The organism is Streptomyces sp. H27-H5 (genome assembly GCF_026627505.1).
Classification (GTDB): domain Bacteria; phylum Actinomycetota; class Actinomycetes; order Streptomycetales; family Streptomycetaceae; genus Streptomyces.
Genome location: NZ_JAPNLK010000032.1, coordinates 58,690 through 79,258, shown reverse-complemented (window position 1 = coordinate 79,258; position 20,569 = coordinate 58,690). Strand labels below are relative to the sequence as shown.

The 20,569-nt window shown below is 73.3% G+C and carries 22 protein-coding genes; 6 read left to right on the top strand and 16 right to left on the bottom strand.

Translation table 11 applies throughout. From position 1 onward, the window contains the following. Window positions 1–37: 37 nt before the first annotated feature. From OTB19_RS17880 to OTB19_RS17870, 3 genes are read right to left on the bottom strand one after another with little or no spacing between them, the layout of a single operon-like run. On the bottom strand, window positions 38–694 hold the full coding sequence (locus OTB19_RS17880) for a class I SAM-dependent methyltransferase (RefSeq protein ID WP_267799267.1): 657 nt from the start codon (window positions 692–694) through the stop codon (window positions 38–40). After that, the gene (locus OTB19_RS17875) at window positions 691–1,311 is read right to left on the bottom strand and encodes a TIGR04282 family arsenosugar biosynthesis glycosyltransferase (protein WP_267799266.1); all 621 of its coding nucleotides are present in this window, start codon (window positions 1,309–1,311) and stop codon (window positions 691–693) included. Before OTB19_RS17875 ends, OTB19_RS17880 begins: the two co-directional genes overlap by 4 nt. After that, window positions 1,308–2,024 (bottom strand): glycosyltransferase family 2 protein, encoded by a 717-nt coding sequence (locus OTB19_RS17870; protein WP_267799265.1) that lies wholly within the window; start codon window positions 2,022–2,024, stop codon window positions 1,308–1,310. The genes OTB19_RS17875 and OTB19_RS17870 overlap by 4 nt, the downstream gene beginning before the upstream one ends. Window positions 2,025–2,147: 123 nt before the next feature. On the opposite strand from OTB19_RS17870, the gene OTB19_RS17865 reads away from it, so the two are divergent. The 3 genes from OTB19_RS17865 (at window position 2,148) to OTB19_RS17855 (ending at window position 5,519) form a co-directional block, all read left to right on the top strand. Further along, window positions 2,148–2,993 carry a response regulator transcription factor gene (locus OTB19_RS17865; RefSeq protein WP_267799264.1) on the top strand — a complete coding sequence of 282 codons (846 nt, stop codon included), beginning with the start codon at window positions 2,148–2,150 and terminating at the stop codon, window positions 2,991–2,993. Next, a complete protein-coding gene (locus OTB19_RS17860; protein ID WP_267799263.1) occupies window positions 2,986–4,095 on the top strand; it encodes a sensor histidine kinase in 1,110 nt (369 codons plus the stop codon). The genes OTB19_RS17865 and OTB19_RS17860 overlap by 8 nt, the downstream gene beginning before the upstream one ends. Before the next feature lie 200 nt (window positions 4,096–4,295). Then, window positions 4,296–5,519, top strand: a complete 1,224-nt coding sequence (locus OTB19_RS17855; RefSeq protein WP_267799262.1) for an Mbeg1-like protein — start codon at window positions 4,296–4,298, stop codon at window positions 5,517–5,519. 138 nt (window positions 5,520–5,657) lie between these two features. Here the strand turns inward: OTB19_RS17855 and OTB19_RS17850 are convergent, their stop codons facing one another. Continuing rightward, a complete protein-coding gene (locus OTB19_RS17850; protein ID WP_267799261.1) occupies window positions 5,658–6,035 on the bottom strand; it encodes a VOC family protein in 378 nt (125 codons plus the stop codon). 151 nt (window positions 6,036–6,186) lie between these two features. On the opposite strand from OTB19_RS17850, the gene OTB19_RS17845 reads away from it, so the two are divergent. Together OTB19_RS17845 and OTB19_RS17840 are read left to right on the top strand one after the other, a co-directional pair. Beyond that, complete coding sequence (locus OTB19_RS17845) at window positions 6,187–6,501, top strand: GNAT family N-acetyltransferase (protein ID WP_267799260.1); 315 nt, start codon at window positions 6,187–6,189, stop codon at window positions 6,499–6,501. Between the two features lie 200 nt (window positions 6,502–6,701). Next, window positions 6,702–7,058 carry a universal stress protein gene (locus OTB19_RS17840; protein WP_267799259.1) on the top strand — a complete coding sequence of 119 codons (357 nt, stop codon included), beginning with the start codon at window positions 6,702–6,704 and terminating at the stop codon, window positions 7,056–7,058. Between the two features lie 146 nt (window positions 7,059–7,204). On the opposite strand, the gene OTB19_RS17835 is transcribed toward OTB19_RS17840, so the two are convergent. The 9 genes from OTB19_RS17835 to OTB19_RS17795 form a co-directional block, all read right to left on the bottom strand. After that, window positions 7,205–7,555 carry a hypothetical protein gene (locus OTB19_RS17835; protein ID WP_267799258.1) on the bottom strand — a complete coding sequence of 117 codons (351 nt, stop codon included), beginning with the start codon at window positions 7,553–7,555 and terminating at the stop codon, window positions 7,205–7,207. Between the two features lie 226 nt (window positions 7,556–7,781). After that, entirely contained in the window at window positions 7,782–8,612 is an 831-nt protein-coding gene (gene nadE, locus OTB19_RS17830) for an ammonia-dependent NAD(+) synthetase (RefSeq protein ID WP_324289501.1), read from the bottom strand. A 106-nt stretch (window positions 8,613–8,718) separates the two neighbouring features. Continuing rightward, window positions 8,719–9,039: a hypothetical protein gene (locus tag OTB19_RS17825; protein WP_267799257.1), complete on the bottom strand. Its 321-nt coding sequence runs from the start codon at window positions 9,037–9,039 to the stop codon at window positions 8,719–8,721. 370 nt (window positions 9,040–9,409) lie between these two features. Continuing rightward, complete coding sequence (locus OTB19_RS17820; RefSeq protein ID WP_267799256.1) at window positions 9,410–9,973, bottom strand: ATP-binding protein; 564 nt, start codon at window positions 9,971–9,973, stop codon at window positions 9,410–9,412. A 105-nt stretch (window positions 9,974–10,078) separates the two neighbouring features. Then, window positions 10,079–10,459, bottom strand: a complete 381-nt coding sequence (locus tag OTB19_RS17815; RefSeq protein WP_267799255.1) for an STAS domain-containing protein — start codon at window positions 10,457–10,459, stop codon at window positions 10,079–10,081. A gap of 72 nt (window positions 10,460–10,531) precedes the next feature. Further along, on the bottom strand, window positions 10,532–10,990 hold the full coding sequence (locus OTB19_RS17810; protein ID WP_267799254.1) for a response regulator: 459 nt from the start codon (window positions 10,988–10,990) through the stop codon (window positions 10,532–10,534). Continuing rightward, the gene (locus tag OTB19_RS17805) at window positions 10,987–12,705 is read right to left on the bottom strand and encodes a sensor histidine kinase (protein WP_267799253.1); all 1,719 of its coding nucleotides are present in this window, start codon (window positions 12,703–12,705) and stop codon (window positions 10,987–10,989) included. Before OTB19_RS17805 ends, OTB19_RS17810 begins: the two co-directional genes overlap by 4 nt. Then, entirely contained in the window at window positions 12,687–13,910 is a 1,224-nt protein-coding gene (locus tag OTB19_RS17800) for a PP2C family protein-serine/threonine phosphatase (protein WP_392897339.1), read from the bottom strand. Before OTB19_RS17800 ends, OTB19_RS17805 begins: the two co-directional genes overlap by 19 nt. A 234-nt stretch (window positions 13,911–14,144) precedes the next feature. Then, window positions 14,145–14,723, bottom strand: a complete 579-nt coding sequence (locus OTB19_RS17795; RefSeq protein ID WP_267799252.1) for a MarR family winged helix-turn-helix transcriptional regulator — start codon at window positions 14,721–14,723, stop codon at window positions 14,145–14,147. Between the two features lie 222 nt (window positions 14,724–14,945). Between OTB19_RS17795 and OTB19_RS17790 the strand changes: the two genes are divergently transcribed. Beyond that, the gene (locus OTB19_RS17790; protein ID WP_267799251.1) at window positions 14,946–16,121 is read left to right on the top strand and encodes a PP2C family protein-serine/threonine phosphatase; all 1,176 of its coding nucleotides are present in this window, start codon (window positions 14,946–14,948) and stop codon (window positions 16,119–16,121) included. Window positions 16,122–16,206: 85 nt separating this feature from the next. On the opposite strand, the gene OTB19_RS17785 is transcribed toward OTB19_RS17790, so the two are convergent. From OTB19_RS17785 to OTB19_RS17775, 3 genes are read right to left on the bottom strand one after another with little or no spacing between them, the layout of a single operon-like run. Next, a complete protein-coding gene (locus OTB19_RS17785) occupies window positions 16,207–17,511 on the bottom strand; it encodes an ATP-grasp domain-containing protein (RefSeq protein WP_267799250.1) in 1,305 nt (434 codons plus the stop codon). Further along, the gene (locus OTB19_RS17780) at window positions 17,508–18,731 is read right to left on the bottom strand and encodes an argininosuccinate synthase-related protein (RefSeq protein ID WP_267799249.1); all 1,224 of its coding nucleotides are present in this window, start codon (window positions 18,729–18,731) and stop codon (window positions 17,508–17,510) included. Before OTB19_RS17780 ends, OTB19_RS17785 begins: the two co-directional genes overlap by 4 nt. Continuing rightward, on the bottom strand, window positions 18,728–20,536 hold the full coding sequence (locus OTB19_RS17775; protein WP_267799248.1) for a non-ribosomal peptide synthetase: 1,809 nt from the start codon (window positions 20,534–20,536) through the stop codon (window positions 18,728–18,730). The genes OTB19_RS17780 and OTB19_RS17775 overlap by 4 nt, the downstream gene beginning before the upstream one ends. Window positions 20,537–20,569: the final 33 nt, after the last annotated feature.

The following is a 20,569-nucleotide window of genomic DNA, read 5'->3' as shown; positions in this document are numbered from 1 at the left end:
AACGTTCCGGCCGGAGGGCGGCTCGACGGCGGCGCGGTCAGCGCCCCAGCCGCACGAAGTACCGGCCCGCCGCCTGCCAGCTGTCGGCCCGGCTCCAGCCCGCGCCCTCCGCCGCCGCGCACAGGGCGCGGGTACCGAGCCTGGCCCACCGGAAGGGCGCCCCCCGCCCGCCCTGACCGTCGTCGACGTGGACCTCGACGCGTTCGTCCACGTCGGCGCCGACCACCTCGACGAACAGGGCCCCGTCGGGAGCCGTGAGTTCGGCCGCGCGGCGCAGCAGGGCCGCGGGATCGCCGCCGATCCCGATGTTGCCGTCGATGAGCAGCACCGCGCCCCAGCGACCCTCGCGGGGCAGCGGGTCGAACACCGACCGGCACAGGGCGCTGCCGCCCGCCCGTACGGTGCGCTCCACGGCGGCCGGGGTGACGTCCACGCCGAGCGCCGTGTGTCCCCTGCGGGCGAGCGCGGCGACCAGCCGACCCGGGCCGCAGCCCACGTCGAGGACCGGGCCCCGGCAGCGGTCCAGGACGGTGTCGTCGGCGGTGTCCGGTTCCGCGCACCAGCGTTCGACGTCCAGGGGCAACAGCCAACCGTCGCCGCGCCGCAGGAACAGGGGCCCCTGGCCCGAGCGCAACGCGTCGGCGTACGGGTCGGCCTGCCAGGTGTGGGCGTGTTCCAGGAGCCGGACGGTCATCGCGTCACCGCGCACAGGTCGGCGTGCAGGGCCGCGAACCGGGTGCCCGGCGCGGCGGCCGCGACACGAGCCGCGTCCTTCGGGGTGTCCACGTCACACAGCTCGGGCAGGTCCCGCACGGTCAGCCCCGCGGCCGTCAGCCGCCGCCGCTGCACCGCGCCGGTGTGAGGTACGGACATCGGGACGCCGCGCAACAGGTCCGGGTCCGGGGCGGCGAGCCCCAGCGCCCAGAAGCCCCCGTCGTCCGCGGGCCCGAACCAGGCGTCCGTGTCCGTGAAGTCGAGCCCCTGCCGGAGCAGCTCCGGGGTGACCTGAGGGGTGTCCATCCCGATGAGCAGGGCCGGTCCGCCCGCCAGGGCGAAAGCCGCGGCGAGGCGGGCGTCGAGGGTCCCCGCGCACTGCCGCCGGACGTCGATGCCGTCCGGCAGCCAGGGGCCGGCCTCCCCGTCCAGGACCAGGATCCGCCGTCGCGCCGGGGTCGCGAGGACGGCGGCGAGGGTGTCACGGAGCGCGGCGCACGCCAGCTCGGCCGCCTGATCGGGGGTGAAGTGCGGGGTCAGCCGGGTCTTCACCCGCCCGGCCACGGGCGCCTTGGCGATGACGAGGAGCGTGCTCACGCGGCGACCCCCTCACCCGGTGCGCAGCGGGCGCCGGGGGCCTCGCCCAGGACCCGCCGCATGTCGCGCACGGCCTGCCAGGTGCCCCGCCAGGTCCCGGTGACCTTGGACTTGCCCGAGCGGGGCAGGTAGGGGACGTCCGTCTCGCTCACCCGCCACCCCGCGTCGGCGGCCCGCACGACCATCTGGAGCGGGTACCCGCTGCGGCGGTCGGTCAGGGCCAGGTCGAGCAGGGCCTCGCGGCGCGCGACGCGCATCGGACCGAGGTCGTGCAGCCGCAGGCCGGTGCGGCGGCGCAGCATCCGGGCGAGCGCGAGGTTGCCGGCCCTGGCGTGGACCGGCCACGCACCGCGGCCCCGCGGCCGGCGCCGGCCGAGCAGCAGGTCCGTCTCGCCGGCGGCGATCCGGGCCGCCATGGGGGCGAGCAACCCGGGATCGAGGGAGCCGTCGCAGTCGCAGAAGCAGACCAGGTCGGCACGCGCGGCCAACAGTCCGGCGTGGCAGGCGGCCCCGAACCCGCGTCGGGGCTCGTGGACGACCGTGGCCCCGAGGGCGCGGGCGATGTCGGCGGAGCCGTCGGTGGAACCGTTGTCGACGACGATGGCCCGCCAGCCGGCAGGCACGCGGGCCAGCACCCAGGGCAGGGCCTCCGCCTCGTCGAGGCACGGCAGTACGAGGTCCGCGCGGGGCGGTGCACAGGCAGATTCAGTCACCCTCCACACCGTAGGAACCGGACAGCCCGGAAAGGCGATTCAAGACCTTACGAAACGCGGACGCCGTGCCGTGTGCGGACCTCCGGGAGCCCCGGCTGCGGCCCGCGGTGTCACCCTTGAGGCATGGCATCGAGCATCGAGCGGCATCCGGACACCGCCCCGCACACCGAGCGGGAACCCGCGCCCGCCGAGACCCCCGGCCTCGTCCTGGTCGTGGACGACGACCCGACCGTCTCGGAGGTGGTGGCCGGCTACCTGGAAAGGGCCGGATACCGCGTCGTGCGGGCCGCCGACGGCCCGGCCGCGCTCCGCGCCGCGCAGGAGCACCGACCCGACCTGGTCGTCCTCGACCTGATGCTCCCCGGCATGGACGGACTCGAAGTCTGCCGCCGCCTGCGCGCCCACCGGGACGGGACCCCTCCCGTCCCGGTGGTCATGTTGACCGCGCGCGGAGACGAGGACGACCGGATCCTGGGCCTGGAGGTCGGCGCCGACGACTACGTCACGAAGCCCTTCAGCCCGCGCGAGCTGGTCCTGCGCGTACGGTCGGTCCTGCGCCGGGCGGTCTCGACCACCGCCCCGAACGCCGGACCGGCGCTCGCCGCGGCCGGCATCGCCATGGACCCGGCCGCCCGCCGGGTCACCAAGAACGGCATCGAACTGCCCCTCACCCTCAGGGAGTTCGACCTCCTCGCCTACTTCCTGGGGCATCAGGGCCAGGTCTGCGACCGGGAGCGGCTGATGCGCGAGGTCTGGGGATGGGACTTCGGCGACCTGTCCACGGTCACCGTCCACGTCCGCCGACTGCGCGGCAAGATCGAGGACGACCCGGCGAATCCGCAGCTGATCCGGACCGTGTGGGGAGCCGGGTACCGCTTCGAAACGGTCCCCGACACCGCGCGCGGCGCGGCGGGTGCCCCGGGTGCCTCGGGTGCCCCGGGTGTCCGGACGGAGGACGGCCATGCGTGACCTGCTGCTCATCGCCCTGTACGCGCTCCTCGGCGCGGGCGCCGCCGGCCTCCTCGGAGCGGTGGCCCTGCGGATACTGCGCCGTCGCAGCATCGCCGTCTCCCTCGCGGTCGTGGCGGCCGTGGCGGTCTGCGCGATGCTGGCCGGAACGCTCACCGTGGCATGGGCGATGTTCCTGTCCTCCCACGACCTGGCCGTGGTGACCACCGTCGTCGCGATGGCCGCCGCCGTGTCGCTCGTCACCGCCCTGCTGTTGGGCCGCCAGGTGGTGCTGCGCTGCCGCGAACTCGTGCGCGCGGCGGGCGAGTTCGGGGAGGTGGGAACCTTCACGGCGCCCACCGTGCCCGCCCCCGCCGAACTCACCGCACTGAGCCGGGAACTGGACCGGACCGGCGCACGTCTCGCCGCCTCCCGCGAACGGGAACGCGCCCTGGAGACCTCACGGCGCGAACTCGTCGCCTGGATCTCGCACGACCTGCGCACCCCCCTCGCCGGCCTGCGCGCCATGTCGGAGGCGCTGGAGGACGGCCTCGTGGCCGATCCCGCCCGCTACCATCGGCAGATGCGCGCCGAGGTGGAACGCCTCAACTCGATGGTCACGGACCTGTTCGAGCTGTCCCGCATCCACGCGGGCGCCCTCAGCCTCAGCCCCACCCGACTGTCCGTCTACGACCTGGTGGGCGACGCGCTGGCGGGCGCCGACGCCCTCGCCCGCCAACACGGCGTTCACCTGGCCGGCGAGGGCGTGGCCCCGCTGCCGGTGGAGGTCGACGGCAAGGAGATGACCCGGGTGCTGTCCAACCTCCTGGTGAACGCCATCCGGCACACCCCGGCCGACGGCACGGTCGCGATCGCCGCCGAACGCCGCGCGGGCGCGGTGGTGGTGTCGGTCACCGACGCCTGCGGCGGCATCCCGGAAGAGGACCTCCCGCGCGTCTTCGACACCGGGTGGCGTGGCGCCCCGGCCCGCACCCCTCCGTCGGGGGCGGGTCTGGGCCTCGCGATCGTCCGGGGCATCGTCGAGGCCCACGCGGGCCAGGCCGACGTCCACAACGTGCCGGGCGGCTGCCGCTTCGAACTGACCCTTCCGGCCCCGGTGTAGCCCTTCCCTCCCGCCCCGCGCGCGTCGCGGCCCGCCCCCGTCGCGCCGGCCGCGGTCCGGTCCGGACCGCGGCCGGCGCGATTGAGGATGTGTCCGGATATCGATCGCTCATCCGAGTCAACTTGAGCCGGCCACCTTCCCGACAGTCACGCTGCGTGTTCATCCTGGAGCCGTACGTACTCATCGGTGAAGGGATCAGCATGAGCGACCCGTTCGAGCAACAGACCGCCAACGCCCTGGCCGCGGCCCCGCCCGTCATCCTGGCCGCCGGCCCCCGCGAACTCCCCGCCGAGGCGCCGCCGAAGCCGGACGCCGAGTGGCAACTGCCCCACGGCACGGCGTGGGTGTACCTCGCCAACAGCAAGCACGGCCTGGTCAGGCCGATCATCCTGGCCGACGGATTCAACTCGGGCCCCAGCACCCTGGAATTCTCCTGGGCGGGCCTGGAGACCCGCAACCACCCGCTGATCAGCTCCCTGCGCAATGCGGGCCGGGACGTCATCCTGCTCGGATTCAAGGAGCGCAGCGCCTCGATCCTGGTCAACGCGCAGGCGGCCGCGGCCGCGATCCTGCGCGCCATCGCCGAGCGGCTCGGCGAAGAGCCCCTCGTGGTCGGCGGCTTCAGCATGGGCGGCCTGGTCACCCGCTACGCCCTGGCCAAGATGGAGACCGAGGACATCGACCACCAGACCTCCCTCTACTTCTCGTGGGACAGCCCGCACCGCGGCGCGTACATTCCCCTCGCGCTCCAGGCGTTCGCGCACTACATCCGCAAGCTGAACCCGCGGTTCTCCGACCAGATGAACAGCCCGGCCGCCCGGCAGCTCCTGCGCTGGCACATCGAGACGTGGGAGGACACCCCCGCCGTCAGCCAGGAGCGGACCGACTTCCTGGCCGCCCTGGAGAGCGTGGGCCAATGGCCCCGGCGGCCCCGCAGGATCGCCCTCGCCAACGGCGTCGGAACCGGCCTCGGCAACGGCATCCCCGCCGGAGCCACCGCCGTCAAGGGCAAGGGGCTGGGCATCACCGGCACCGATCTGCGCACCCAGCCGACGGGCACCGACTCCCTCGCGGCCACGCTGCGGGTCATCACCTCGCAGAAGGCCGAGGTCCACGCCCCGGGCCTGCCCGATGTCGACGGCGCACCCGGCGGCACCCTGGAGGGCTTCGGGATCCTCGCCGACGCACTGAACAAGATCATCGGCCTCGGTGTGGACCACCCGATCCGCAGTCACTGCTTCGTGCCGGCCGTCAGCGCGGTCGACGTGCGCGACATCGACACCCGCGCGGACCTGTACGTGAACATCGACGACCTCCCGCCGGAGGAGAGCGGGTTCGACGAGTTCGTCCTGGCCTCCGGGAACGAGGAGCACACCAAGATCACCGCAGAGCTCGGCACCTGGTTGATCGAGCGGCTTCCGTAGCGAGCCCGACCTCACGGGCGTCCACCCGGCGCCCTTCGCCGTCGGGCGGGTGCCGGCCGGTGTCCGGTCCGCCGCCCCGACCAGATCGGGACGGCGGACCGGGGTCGGCACGTGGCCGCATCCGCCCGGTGGCCGCCGTCACTCGCGGACGAGGCAGAAAGGGTGTCCCGCCGGATCCGCGAAGACGCGCCAACTCCGCGTTCCGTCCCCCTCGTCCAGCAGCGTGGCGCCCCGATCGAGCACCTCCCGCTGGGCCTGGTCCAGGTTCGTGACCCCCAGGTCGAGGTGGAACTGCTGGGGGCGGGCGGGGTCCGGCCACCGCGGCGGCTGATGGTCTTCCACCCGTTGGAAGGCGAGCACGAACCCGCCCCCGGCGTGGAGCGTCGCCCAGTCGTCGTCGAGCGACCACCGGGGATCCGGCTGGTTCACCACGCCGCCGAGGAGCGACTGGTAGAACCGGGACAGCTCGACGACATCGGCGCAGTCCAACACCACACACTGCAGCTTGGCGATCATGAGGGCAGCGTCTCACGGCACCTGACCGCGATCCGCGACCGGAGTGCCGGGCCGTCGCGGATCGCGTGACGTGGGCGGGCGTCGGTCGGACGCGCGGACAGTGGATCATCTGACGGGACAACCGCATGATCACCGCGCAGGAGGAAGCAGCATGGAACCACGAGTGGTGGACCGCTCCGAAAAGTCCCGGTACGAGATCCTCGCCGGAGACGACGGCACCGAGACGGCCGGCTTCGCCGAGTACTTCCTCTCGGAGGGCGAGATCGCCTTCATCCACACCGAGACGGAGCCCCGCTTCGCCGGTCAGGGCCTGGGCGGCCTGCTCGCCCGCGGCGCCCTCGACGACGTCCGGGCCCGCGAGCTGGACGTCCTGCCGTACTGCCCCTTCATCCGGGGATGGATCGGCAAGCACCCGGAGTACACGGACCTCGTTCCCGAGGGGCGCCGGGCACAGTTCGGCCTCTGACCGGTTCCGAGCCGCCCGCCGTCCGCGCTCGTCGTGTGGCGGCGCGGTGTCGGGGTGTACGGCGCTCGGGCGGCCCTCGCCTGTACGGGTCACCGGGACGATGCCCGCGACCAGGACCTCGGCGGCACGGACGGCGACCGCACCGGGCCTGGCAACCACCCGGCGGCGGGCCGGCCGCGCGCTGCGCCGGCGGCCCGGCGGTGCTCGACGGCTGCCGCTCCGCGGCGGTCGAACGCCTGCGGGAGATCCTCGACCGCGCCTTCGGGGCCCGCCCGCCGGGGGTCACCCTGGCCGGACTGGCCGCGCGCGGCACACCCGGCGCCGCACTGGTGGACGCGGTCGCGGATCCCGGGGACCTGCTCGTCGTCGGTACCGGCACCCGGGCTCCGGTGCTCCGCGCGCTGCGGCCCTCGGTGGCCCGGTACTGCCTGGTGCACGCGCCCTGCCCCGTCCTGGTGGTGCCGCCCGGCCCGCTCCGGGCCGACCTGGAGTCCGTACGCCGGCGGCGCAGGTGGCGGATGCCGATGGACGCGCGCGAGCTGACGGGGAGCCCATGACCCCGGACCCGGCGGCGGGCGCCGGCCGCACCACGATGGACTCGGCCGTCCGCACCACGGGCCCGGCCCGCCCGCGCGGGGTGCGCGGGCGGGCCGGGCGGGGGCCGTCGGGGCCGTTCGGATCCGGCCGTCGGGGCCGTCGGGGATCAGTGGATGACGCTGAAACTGCGCCAGGGGAGGGTGTCCGGGGCGGTCACGTTCGACAGGGTGGTCGCGACGTAGATCCCGTCGGCCCGATCGGTCTTCTCGCAGTTCGGCGTCCGGTACAGCACGATGTCGACGAGGGTGTTGTTCTCGACGTGGGTGGCGCCCCTGGGGATGGCGATCCTGTGGCAGCCCTTGACCGGGGTGTTCGAGTAGCTCAGCTCGACCGGCGACTCGTGGCCGCGGAAGGTGAGCATGCCGACGGTGCTCCGGCCCAGGCCCGAGCAGGCGGTGGCGGTCAGCAACAGTGCTGCGGCCCCTGTGATGACGCCGATACGCCGACTGTGGGACATGGCGCGGTCCTCGTCTGTGCGGTGATGGGGTCCTTGCGCACAGCCTGCCCCGGCGGGGGGCGGACGGCATCCGCTGTTCCGCCGGCCGGATGAACCGCACACCGCCGCACCCGACGCGTCGTTCCGGTGCCGTACCGCCGTACCGCCGTACCGCCGTACCGCCGTACCGCCGTACCGCCGTACCGCCGTACCGCCTCCCGCTCGGCCGCCGATCGGCGCCGGAGGGTCAGGGGGCCACGGGCAGTCGGCGCTTGTGGTCGGTGAGGCGGTAGCGCCCGACGATGGTGGCGAAGGTCGACTCGTCCACCGGCTTGCCCTCCAGGAAGTCGTCGATGTCGTCGTAGGTGACACCGAGGGCGTCCTCGTCGGCCTTGCCCGGATCGAGGTTCTCCAGGTCGGCCGTCGGGGTCTTCCACACCAGTTCGGCGGGCGCGCCCAGCGCGTCCGCGACGGCGCGCACCCGGCGCTTGGTCAGCCCGGTCAGCGGGACCAGGTCCGCCGCGCCGTCACCGAACTTGGTGAAGAACCCCGACACCGCCTCCGCGGCGTGGTCGGTGCCGACGACCAGGCCGTCGTGCGCGCCCGCCACCGCGTACTGGGCGATCATGCGTTGCCGGGCCTTGATGTTGCCGTGCACGAAGTCCTGGTGATGGGCGTCGCGGAACTCCACTCCGGCGGCCAGCGAGGCCTCCAGGGCGGCGTCGCTCGCCGGCTTGATGTCCACGGTCAGCACGTGGTCGGCCTGGATGAAGGAGAGCGCGAGCCGGGCGTCGTGCTCGTCGGCCTGGACCCCGTAGGGCAGCCGCATCGCGTGGAAACGCGCCTCGTGCCCGGCTGCCCTGGCCCGCTCGACGGCGAGCTGGCACAGCCGGCCCGCAGTGGTGGAGTCCACGCCGCCGCTGATGCCGAGCACCAGGGAACGCAGACCGGTGGAGGTCAGCCGCTCGGCGAGGAACGCGACCCGACGCTCGATCTCCCGCTCGGCCTCGAACATCTCGGCGACCTCCAGTTCCCGGGCGATCTCCTGCTGCAGGGCGATGGACGCCGGCTCGCTCACGTCTGCTCCTTGATCCTGTTCACGATGTGCTGTCGCGCCACCCTACCCAGGACGTCCGGGCAGGTCCTCGCCGTGGTCCGGGGTCCGGGGGGTCACCCCACGGGGCTCAGCGGCGCACCCGGCGGGCCGTGACGTCCAGTACGTGGACGCAGCGCAGCAGCTTGGCCCGGGCGCGGGGGGCGTCCGCGGCCGGCACGACGATCTCGCAGAGCGCGGGCGCCTGATTCGACGTCCGGAAGGTCAGCTCCGTGACGCACAGGCTGTTCAGCACGGTCACGATGCGGGAGAGGGCGTGCCCGCCGTCCCGGAGCGTGACGGTCAGTGCGTACGAGTCCTCCTCCGCGTCCTGCGGGGCGGGCAGCTCGGCGCGGGACGCGGACCGGCGTACGGCGATGTCGAGGGCGGGGAGGGTGTCGCTGACGGTCATGGGGCGGGCTCCTGTCCTGGGAGGCGAACGGGCCGTGGACGACGGGGGCGGCGCCGGCCGCGGGCGGCGGTCGGGGCCGTTGTCGGGTTCGGCGGTCGAGGTCGGAGGGCGGTCGGCGGTCGGGGCGCAGGGCGGGGGAGGAAAACAAAAAGACCCCTCGCGGATGCGAGAGGTCTGCGTGCGGGCGGTGGGACCGAGGGCGAATCGCTCGGTCAGTCCGGTGCCCGCACGCCGGCGCCGATAATCGACTGGTGCGGCATGGCGGGGAGTCTGCCACGAGAATCCCGGCCGGTGGCGTCGCATCTCAGCATGCGGATGAACGCGCCTCCCGGCGCCCGGTCGTGACCGTTCCCGATCGCCCGGCGACCGGTCATGACGCGGCATCACTCCGTCGTGACACGCGATCGAGGTCGCGGTCGAGGGCGTGGCCGAGGGTGTGATCGGAGCCCAGGACGTGATCGAGGTCGCGGTCGAGAGCGGAGTCGCGCTCGCTGTCGAGGGGCCCGGTCCGGTCGGTCGCCACGGCGGGCGCGGCCAGCGGTACGAGCACCGTGATGCGCTTGCCGCCCGCCGGCAGGAGGGTGACGGTCACGCTGTGCGAGAGGCGCTGGATCAAGGGCCAGCCGAAGCCGCCGGCGAGGAACGTCCCGGCCTGGCGGGGCAGGGTGACGGGACGGTCACCGCTGGGGTCGGTGATGCTCAGCCGCAGACCGTTCTCCGACACCGAGGCACTGAACCCGCTGATTCCGCCGCCGTGCCGGATGGCGTTCGTCGCCAGCTCCGAGGTCACGAGGAGCGCGTCGGTCAGGACGTCCTCCCCGTCCGGGCCGACACCGACGAGACCGGCTGGGCCCAGCAGGAACCGCACGCGGTCCCGCGCCTCCATGGCGGTGTGCGGAACGGGCTGCGCCGGTCCGTTCACGTCGTATCGCACGTTCACCTCCTCATCGGTCCCGTCAGACGCGGACGCTACTCGACTGCCCTGTAGCCGCGCCGGCAATCGCAGCGGCAAACACCGGTGCCCTCCCCGGCCCGCGGATCACGTTCGACGGCGCTGGGACGGCACGGTCATGACCATGGCCTCGGCCAGCGTGGGGGCCGCAGCGAAGACCTGGGAGGCACCCGTGATGTCGAGGAGCCGGCCCAGGCGGGGCGGCACCACCCCGGCCAGGATCACGGGACGGCTCAGGGCGGGCTGGAGCATGACGCTCAGCGTCGTCGAGTCCGCGAACGTGACCCCCGCGACGTCCAGGACGTACCGGGCGACGCCGGCGGCCTCCGGGTCCAGGGCGCTGCGCAGCTCGTCCACGTTGTCCATGTCGAACTCGCCCGCCATCACCACGACGCGGACGTCGCCCTCGGAACGCGTTGCGACGCGGCACCGCGCGTCATCGCCACTCGGGAACGTGTGAGCGTCCATGTGCTCCACCTTTCTCTCTCTCCGATGTCGGTTGATCCGGCCCGACCGGTCGCACCGGTCGCGGCGCTCGAATCAGACGGACCGCGGCAGTTTCACCACGGTGACGAAGAAGTCGTCGATCTGCTGGATGGCCCGGATGAACTGGTCGAGGTCCACCGGCTTGGTCACGTAGGCGTTGGCGTGCAGCTTGTAGCTGCGCAGGATGTCCTCCTCCGCCGCCGACGTGGTGAGGACGACCACCGGGATGTGACTCAACTCGGGGTCGTTCTTGATCTGTTCGAGGACCTGCCGACCGTCGTACTTGGGAAGGTTCAGGTCGAGGAGGATCAGGTCGGGGCGCGGGGCGTTCGTGTGGTCGCCCCTGCGGTACAGGAAGTCCAGGGCCTCCAGGCCGTCCCGGACGACGTGCAGCGTGTTGCCGATCTTGTTGTCCTCGAAGGCCTCACGGGTCATGAGCTCGTCACCCGCGTCGTCCTCGACCAGCAGGACTTCCGCCGGCTGGTTCTGCGGCCTGGAGTCAGGGGTGCTCATGCGGTACTTCCTTCGGTGGTCGGTACGGTCGCGTTCGCGTTCACGGAGCCGGCATCGGATCCTGTCACGGAGCCGGAATCGGTGGCGGCCGCGGACCCGTCGTGGGGGAGTACGGGCAGGGTGAAGACCATCCGCGTTCCGCCGGTGTGGGCGGTGTCGATCCAGATGCGACCGCCCGCGTGCTCGACGATCTTCTTGCAGAGCGACAGGCCGATCCCCGTGCCGCCATAGGTCTCCCGGCCGTGCAGGCGCTGGAAGATGACGAACACCTTGTCGGCGAACTCGGCCGGGATGCCGATTCCGTTGTCCGTGACGGTGAAGGTGTGGAAGCCGGGTTCGGCCCCCGCCCCCTCCTCGTCGTCGCGCAGGGCGATCTCGACGCGCGCGGGGCGATCGGGCGAGCGGAACTTCACGGCGTTGGCGACGAGGTTCTGCCAGAGCATGGTGAGCAGGGTGGGGTCGCCCGACACCGAGGGCAGGCGCTCAGGCCGCACGATCTCGGCCCCGCTCTCCTCGACGGCGGTGGCGAGGTTGCGCAGGGCCCGGTCGACGGTGGCGTCCAGGGCGACGGTCTCCCGCGCGTCCTGGACCCGGCCCACCCGGGAGAACGTGAGCAGGTCGTTGATGAGGACCTGCATGCGCTTGGCGCCGTCGACGGCGAACCCGATGTACTGGCTGCCCCGCTCGTCGAGCCGGTCCCCGTACCGCTTCTCCAGCAGCTGGCAGAACGAGGCGACCTTGCGCAGCGGTTCCTGGAGGTCGTGCGAGGCGACGTACGCGAACTGTTCCAGCTCGGCGTTGGAACGGCGCAGTTCGACCGCCTGGGCGTCGAGGTCCGCGGCGGTCCGCTTCAGCTCCTCCGCGTTGTGCCGGGAGGCCGTCAGCTCGGCGACGATCCGGCGGCGCATGGCCTCCACCGCGCGGGCGAGGGAGCGCAGGTCGGAGGGCCCCGTCTCGGGGATCTCCTCGTCGAACGCGCCCGCGGCCACCCGCCGGGACGCGGCCCGGACCTCGGCCAACGGCCGGACGACGCTCATCTGCAGGAGTCCGGCGAGGCAGAGGCCGGTCACGAGGAAGGCCACGACGATCGCGAACAGGACGTGGTCGCGTTCGGAACGGGCCTGCGCGAAGGTGGTGCGGGCGTCGGCCTGCACGCTGTCGAGCCGGGTCTGCTGGGTCTTGATCCGCTCGCGGACCTCGTCGAATCGGTCCTTGCCCAGTTGGACCGACGGCCCGGCCGTCCCGGCCTTCGCCGCGGCGAGGGTCGGCACGGCGAAGGACTCCTGCCAGGTGCGCGCGGCCTCCTCGACGGCCGCCAGGTCGGTCCTGGCGGTGCTCTCGCCGTCGAGCAGCGTCTCCAGCCTCCGGGACGAGGCGCGCTCGTTCTCCAGGCCGCGCTCGTAGGGCTCCAGCAGCTTCGGGTCGCGCGTCAGCTGGTAGCCGCGGACCCCGGTCTCCTGGTCCAGCAGGGCGGACTCCAGCCTGAGGGCCTCCCGCTGGGCCGGGGCGATCCGGTCGACGAGCCGGTCGCCGGCCGCGGTCGTGTTCGACAGCAGGGCGGCGCCGACCACGGCCGTGACGACGGCCATCACGCCGAGCAGGGCCAGCACGGTCATGAACCACGCGCGCAGGCTCAGCCCGGTACGGCCGCTACGGCCGCCTCGAGGGGTCGGGGGGTTGGTCGGGTCCGGGGCACTCACAAGGAGGTGTTCCATTCGAGGTGGAGTACGGCGACGTCGTCGGCCAGCCCCCCGCTGTGCGCGGCGAGGCTCTGGGCGGTGTGGATCAGGGTGTCGACGAAGGCGTCGGCGGGCAGGTCGTTGTGTCGGCGGGCGATGTCCAGCAACCCGTCCTCGTCGAGGCGGTCCGAGCCGGAGCCGATCCTGCCCTCGATCAGGCCGTCCGTGAAGAGCATCACGGCCCCCGCGTTCTCGACGGGGACCCGGACGACGGGCCACCGGGTGTCCCAGTCGGGCACGATGCCCAGGGCGGGTCCGCCGGGCACCTCTTCCAGGCGCACGCCCGCCGAGGAGCGCACCAGGAAGCCGGGGTGGCCGGCCCGCTGCACGCTGATGTGCGGTGCTCCCGCCGGCCGGGTGACCGCGATGAGGGTGGCGAAGATCTCGGGCCCGGAACGCTCGGCGACCAGGATCTTCTCCAACAGTTCCAGAAGGTCCTGACCGCGCGCGCCGGCCATGACGAACGCCCGCCACGCCACCCGCAGGCACACGCCCAGCGCCGCCTCGTCCGGGCCGTGCCCCGAGACGTCACCGACGACGGCGTGCGTCGCCCCGTCCGGTGTCTGGACGACGTCGTAGAAGTCGCCGCCGAGGAGCGCCTGGGCCCGACCGGGCCGGTAGCGGGCACAGACGGCGACGGTGTCGTCCAGCAGGAGCGGCGTGGGCAGCAGGCCGCGTTCCAGTCGGGAGTTCTCCTCCGCGCGCAGCCTGCTCGCCTGGAGGGAGGCCGCCGCGAGTTCCGTGTGCTTGCGCTGGATCGCGTACCGGATGGCGCGCATGAAGACGTCGGGCTCCAGGCGGCCCTTGACCAGGTAGTCCTGGGCCCCCGCCGCGACGGCGGCGAGACCGGCCTGCTCCTCGGAGAGGCCGGTGAGGACGACCACGGCGGCCTCGGCGGCGTTGGCCAGCACCTTGTTGAGGGCGTCGAGTCCGTGGGCGTCGGGCAGGTGCAGGTCCAGCAGGACGCACTGCGGCGCCTCGCCCTTCAGCCGGGGCAGGGCCTCCGCGAGGGAGCCCGCGCGACCGAGTCGGACGTCGACCCCGCTGTCCGCGACCAGCTCCTCGACGAGGAGGGCGTCGCCCTCGTCGTCCTCGATGAGCAGGACGCGCGGGGGAAGGCCGCTCCACAGCGCGCGGGAGCGGTCCTCCTCGATCGACGTGGCCTGCCGAGCCGGGCTCACCACTGTGTGTGACAGCGGTGGCGGGTTGTCGGCAGGGTGCGAGGACCCCAGGCCGAGAGCGCTCCCCATGGCGTTGCTTTTCCCCTCTCGCCACACAATGCGCAGGCCCGACGGGCGCCTGGTGCGTCCGGAGCGAGACTAGAGCGATCATTTGCCATCGGGCAATATTTTAACTGGTCAATCATCCGGGTCTGACCAGTCGCCCGGATCCGTCGCCCGCCCGTCGCGAGGACCTCAGGCCGTGTCGGACAGTCGGGTGGTCCGCGACGGTCCGATACCCGCTCCCCGTACGGCCCGCGCCCGGTCGGCGGCCCCGTGCGCGGCCACCGGCGCCCCGGCGGCCGCCGCTCGCGCCCCCGCGGCGAGGTCCTCCGCCGCCTGCCGCACCCCCGTCAGACCCACGACCAGTGCCTCGATCGCCGCCGGCTCCATCCGGTCGAGCACCGCGGACAGCTCCCGCAACCGAATCGCCCGGTACTCGTCCAGCAACGCCCGGCCCTGCCGGGTCGGGTACAGCTCGACCTCGCGCCCGCTGGTCCGGCTGCGCGAGCGCGTCAGCAACCCCATGGCCTCCATCCGGTCGCACAGACGCGTCACGGACGGCGGTCGGGAGCCGAGCATCGCGCCCAGGGTGCGCAGGTTGATGCCCTCGAACTGCTCCACGACGAGCAGCGCGCGCAGCTGCGACGGCGATATGGCGGGGGTCGTGGCGTCCTGGCCGCGCGCCAGCAGCACTTCGAGGAGCTCCGCGACCGCGCCGATCGTCACGGAAGCACGCGCTTCCGTGCCGGGGGGACCGTCGAGAGGGGGCATGAGGCCCACTCTGCCACCGTCACGCCCCTGATGTCGCTTCCGCCCGGTCCCGCCCGACACGGCCGAGGAACGGCGCGCCACGCCCGTCCGGCCCGGAACCCGGCGCCCGGGGCGGGGTTGGCGGCGCACCGGTACGCCCGGGCCCGCGACGCGTGTGACACTCCTCTACCGGATGCACACATCGCGTCCACACCCACGAAGAGGAGAGGCAGGCCGCACCCCGTGCCCCCAAGTGATTCGGTGGAGCGCATCCTGCGCGCCGCGGCACCCCACGAGCTGCTCGACGAGATCCGCGCGCTGCTGGTCGCACGTCACGGAGCGCTGTCCGTCGAGCTGCTGCTGGCCGACTACGCCATGACCCGGCTGCAGCCCCTGACCACGCCGCCGCACCACGCCGAGCCGGTGTCGGTGTACTCCACGGCCCCCGGCCGGGCCTTCGGCGCCCAGGAGCCGTACCTCGTGGACGGCGGCGAGCGGGTCACCGTCCACCTGCCGGTGAGCGTGCGCGGCGACCGGCTCGGAGTGCTGAGCGTCACGTTGCCCCGGGCCGCCCGTACGCCCGAGATCGGGGACGAGTTGGGGCTCGTGGCCGACGCGCTCGCCCACGAGCTCCTCGTCGCCGAACGGGACACCGACCTCTTCCGTCAGGCACGGCGCACGGACCGGCTGACCCTCGCCGCCGAGATGCAGTGGCAGCTGCTCCCCGGCCGCTCCTGCGCCCGCCCCGAGTACAGCCTCGGCGCACAGCTGGAGCCCGCCTACGCCATCTACGGCGACAGCTTCGACTGGTCGACCTCGGCCGACCACCTGTTCCTGGGCGTCAACAACGGCATGGGCGACGGGATCGACGCCGCGCTGCTGACGAACCTGGCGGTCAACGCCGTGCGCAACGCGCGCCGCGCCGGGCTCGGCCTGGTGGACCAGGCCTCCCTCGCCGACCAGGCGGTCTACGGGCAGTACCGGGGCGAGCGCCATCTGGCGATGCTCCTGCTCGACTTCCACCTGGACACGGGGCGCGTCGAGATCGTCGACGCCGGGTCGCCGAAGGTCTGGCGGTTGCGCGACGGCAACGTCGAGACCGTGGAGCTGGAGGCGCAGCTGCCCCTCGGCATGTTCGAGGACACGGTCTACACCTGCCAGGACTTCCGGGCCGAGCCGGGGGACCGGCTGATCTTCGCGAGCGACGGGGTCTACGACGTGGCCTCGCCGGGCGGCGAGAGCTACAGCACGCGCGCACTCGCCCGGGCCGTCACCAGCACCCGCCTGCTGCCGCCCTCCCAGGTGCCGGGGGCGATCCTGGAACACCTCGCGGGCCACCGGGGCGCCGGCGTCGAGTCCACCGACGACGCCACGGTGCTGTGCCTGGACTGGGTGGGCCGCCCGGCGCGAGGCGCCTGATCGCCGGGGGCCGCCCGCGCGAAGGGGCGGCCCCGATCGTGCGGGCCGGCCGCGGCCCGGCCGACTCCGCCCGGACGGGCCGGTGTCAGCCCTCCACCTCGGACCAGAAGGCGCCCATCCGGTCCTGGACCGCCTTGAGGGTGACCCGCAGCTCGGCGAACCCGGGGACCGAGCCGTAGACCGTCCCCAGGATCCACTCGGTCCCCGCCCGCCAGTCGGCCCGCCACCCCGGGTCGATGACGACGTCCACCAGCTCGACGCCGGGGATGTCGTAGAGGTCGTCGAGGAGTTCGTCCCCGCCCGGCACACAGGCGTCCGACGGCGGGGACACGAGGTACTGGAAGGCGACCCTGCGGTCGGCTCCGGCGAGCCCGAGCACCGGCTCGGGCGGGTCGAAGGCACCCAGCGCCGACTCGACGGCGTGGGCCAGCAGGTCGACTCCCGACGAACGCTTCAGGATGTCCGAGATGCCGCCGCCGATGCGTCCGTTGACCTCGATCACCCGGGGACCCTCCGGCGTGAACTTGATCTCCGTGTGGGTCACCCCCTCGCGGACGCCCAGCGCCCGCAACGCCCGCCGCTCCAGCCGGACCACCTGCGCGACGAGGTCCTCGGGAAGCTCGGCCGGAACGAACAGGCCGGTCTCCCGGAAGGGGTACGCCAGGGGCAACTTGCCCGTGACCCCCGCCGTCCTCGTGTCACCCTCCCGGGTCACCGACTCGACCGACACGTAGTCGCCCCAGAAATCCCCCACCGCCGAGGGGTCGCCGACCAGGTACTCCTCCAGTACGTACGCGCGGGGCTCCGCCACCCCGTCGGTGAACTCCGCGTACCGTGCGGCGAGTTCCTCCGCGCTGTCCACCCGGCAGGTGTCCGTGCTGCTGCACCCGGCCCGCGGCTTGACGACCGCCGGCAGCCCGGTCGCCGCCAGCGCCGGGGCGAGGTCACCGGCGGAGCGGATCAGCCGGCACACGGTGCTCTGGACCCCGGCCGACGCCAGGGCCTCGCGCTGGCGGAACTTGTCCACCAACACGTCCGCGGTGTCGGGTTTGTGGAACGGCAGACCGCACGCCTTCGCCACCACCGCGGTCGCCCGGAGCAGCGAATCGCTGAACGTCACCACCCCGTCGGGCCCCAACCCGACGACGAGCGCGCACAGTTGCTCCTCGGTCAGCCCCCGGGTGTCCACCACCCGCGTTCTCCTCGACACCGGTGCCAGGTCCGCGGCGACCAGGGGATCGCCCAGGTCGCCGAGGAAGACCACCGTGCAGCGCCCCCGCGCCGTGTCCAGGAGCCCCAGCGGGGTGGCCGCGCCGCGCCCGTAGACGACGGCCAACACGGGCAGGTCCCGGGCCCGCGCCGCGCCCCCGGGGCCGTCGGTGCGCGTCACGTGCGGGACACCCTTTCCGGGTTCGGTTCGCGAGCCGGGCCGAAGGAGCTCTGCTCCGCGGCGACGCAGGCGTGCTCCCACGCCTCGCGGTCCCGGAGGTAGAGCGGCTCCTGCGCGACGATGGCCCGCGTCACGGCCGTACCCGCCCCGAGCCGCCAACGCACCGTGCCGGTGACGCGCTGCGAGCAGACGTCGACGAAGGCCTGGCTCGCCCGCCGCAGACCGTCGAACCAACGGCCCTCCAGCGCCTCGCGCACCCAGATCTGCTCCTGGTGCATCTTCTCCCTGATGGTCTCCGCGGGCAGCGTCGCCGTCTCCAGGTGTCGGTGGGAACGCAGCAGCAGGGTCGCCGCCGGCATCTCCCTGACCTCCAGGACCTTCTGTCCCCCGGTCAGGTGCTCCAGCCCGGAGTAGCGGCCGATGCCGTGCGCGCCGACCCGTCGGTTGAGCGTCTCGACGAGCTCCGTCAGCGGCAGGGCGCGACCGTCCACCGAGACGGGCCGGCCCCGGTCGAACCCGATCTCGATCTCCTCCGGCCCCGCCCCGGGCCGGGGCACGCTCCACCGGTACAGCTCCTCCGGCACGGCGTGGTCCTCGGGGTCGTCGAGGATCCCCGACTCGAACTCCCGACACCACAGGTTGGAGTCGCCGCTGACCAGCCGCTCGTTCAACTGGTCGAGCCCGGCCTCCTTCAGCTCGTGCATCTTCCGGTCCCGGTCGACGGGCGTCAGGTCGTACGGGCTGCCGTGGCGCCCCGCGAACCCGAGCAGGTCCAAGGCCCCGTTGAGCCGGCGCAGGGTGTTCTGGGAGCGGTTCGCGGTGTGCAGCACCGTGCCGGCGCCGAGTTCGCGCGCCGTGTCCACGGCGATCTCGGCGATCAGCGGCCGGCTCAGGGAGCTGCTGATCGGGTGGGTGTCGAGGTACACGGCGTGCGCGGCGATCGCGGGGCGGACGTACTCCTGCGCGAACCTCTCGCGGGCGTCCACCAGGTGCAGCCGGACGCCGAGTTGGTCGGCCATCGCCTGCTTGCACGCGCTGCTCTCGTCCTCGCCGAGGTCGACGCTGAGCGCGTGGACGTCCCGTACTCCCGCCCGCACCAGCCGCAGCAGCAGGTACGTGCTGTCCAGGCCCCCGCTGAAGAGGGTGACGACGGGGGAGGACAGGTCGGGCGCGTGGAGGCGGAGGTCGTCGAAGGAACGGATCAGGGTCCGGGGTCTCACTGTTCCTCCTCCTGCCGCTCGGCGAGGGCGGCGCCGAACCCCGCGACGGTGGGCTCGTCGAACACCAGGTGCATCGGCACCTCGAAGCCGAGCAGCTTCTCCAGCTTCCGCGTCACACGGATCACCTTGAAGGAGTCCCCGCCGATGTCGAAGAAGTCGTCGTGCAGACCGATCGCCGGCAGGCCGAGCACCTGGCACCAGACGTCGGCGACGAGCTTCTCCACTTCGCCCGCCTCCGCGGCGGGCGTCTCCCGCGCCGTGGTGGCCGGCAGCGCCGTCAGGGCCCGGTCCGCCAACAGGGCCCGGTCCAGCTTGCCGTTGGCGGTCAGCGGCAGCTCCGACAGCACGGTGAGGGCGGCGGGAACCATGTACCCCGGCAGCGCGGAACGCAGTGCCTCGCGGACGGCCGCGGCGATGGCCTCCGGGTCGGTGCCCGGCCCGGCCACCAGGAAGCCGACCAGGCGCGCCTCGCCGCCGGACCCGCAGGCGACCGCGGCCGCCTGGCGGACCCCGGGGACGCGCAGGGCCACGGCCTCGATCTCACCGAGCTCGATGCGGTAGCCCCGCACCTTCACCTGGAGGTCCACCCGGCCGAGGAACTCCAGCCCGCCCACCGGGTGGCTCCGCACGAGGTCCCCGGAACGGTAGAGGAGGTCGCCGGGATCGCCCAGGTGGTCCGGGACGAACCGCTCGGCCGTCAGCTCGGGGCGGTCGAGGTAGCCCAGGGCGAGACCGGCGCCGCCTATGTACAGCTCGCCCGGCTCCCCGTCGGCCACCGGACGGCCGTCCTCGTCGAGGATCCGCAACGTGGTGTCCTCGATGGCGGAGCCGATGTACACGGTGTCCGGCTCCGGGTCCCGGGGCGGGACCCACGCCGTGCAGTAGATCGTGCACTCGCTCGGCCCGTACAGGTTGGTGAGCGGCGCGGTGGACCGCGCGTGGAAGCGGCGGACCAGCTCGGGGCCGAGCGGCTCCCCGCCGGTGAGGACCCGGCGCAGCCCGTCGAAGCGTTCCTCCGGGCCGCGGGCCGACAGGAACAGGTCGAGCAGGGAGACCACGCAGTAGAAGGTGGTGATGTCCGCCTCGCGGATCATCCGCGCGAGGTAGTCGGCGTCGCGTTGGCGTCCCGGCGCGGCGATCACGATCGTGGCACCGGTGATAAGGGGCCAGTACACCTCGATGAGGAACATGTCGAAGCTGCACGCGGTGTGGTGCAGCATCCGGTCGTCCTCACCCAGCCCGTGGGCGCGCTGGAGCGCCTTCAGGCGGCTGGTGACCGCCCGGTGCGGGATGAGGGACGCCTTGGGGCGGCCGGTGGAGCCGGAGGTGTAGATGGCCACGGCGGGCTGCTCGGCCAGATCGGCGGCCGGCTCGAACGCGCCGACCGGCGCCTCGGTCGCGCACTCCTCGACCGTCACCACCTCGACGTCGAGCCCGGCGGGGAGCCGGGACCGGAGGGCCTCGGTGGTGATCAGCAGCCGGGGCCGGCAGTCGGCCAGCATGTCGAGGGTGCGTTCCACCGGGTCGTTCGCGTCGAACGCGACCTGGGCGGCGCCGGCGAGGACCACGCCGCTCACGCCCACCACGAACTCCGCGGAGCGCTCCACGTAGACCGCCACCCGGTCTCCGGGACGGGCCCCCCGCCGCCGCAGCAGCGAGGCGACCCGCAGGCACCGGTCCCGGAGCTCGCCCGCGGTGATCTCCCGGTCGCCGTCGACGACGGCGACCCGCTCGGGGGCGCCGTCCCACCGTCTCAACAGCAGGGTGTCGAGCCGGTCGTCGGCCGGTTCGAGAAGGGTGGCCATCACGCGTGTTCCCATCGGTGTGTGGTGTGTGTC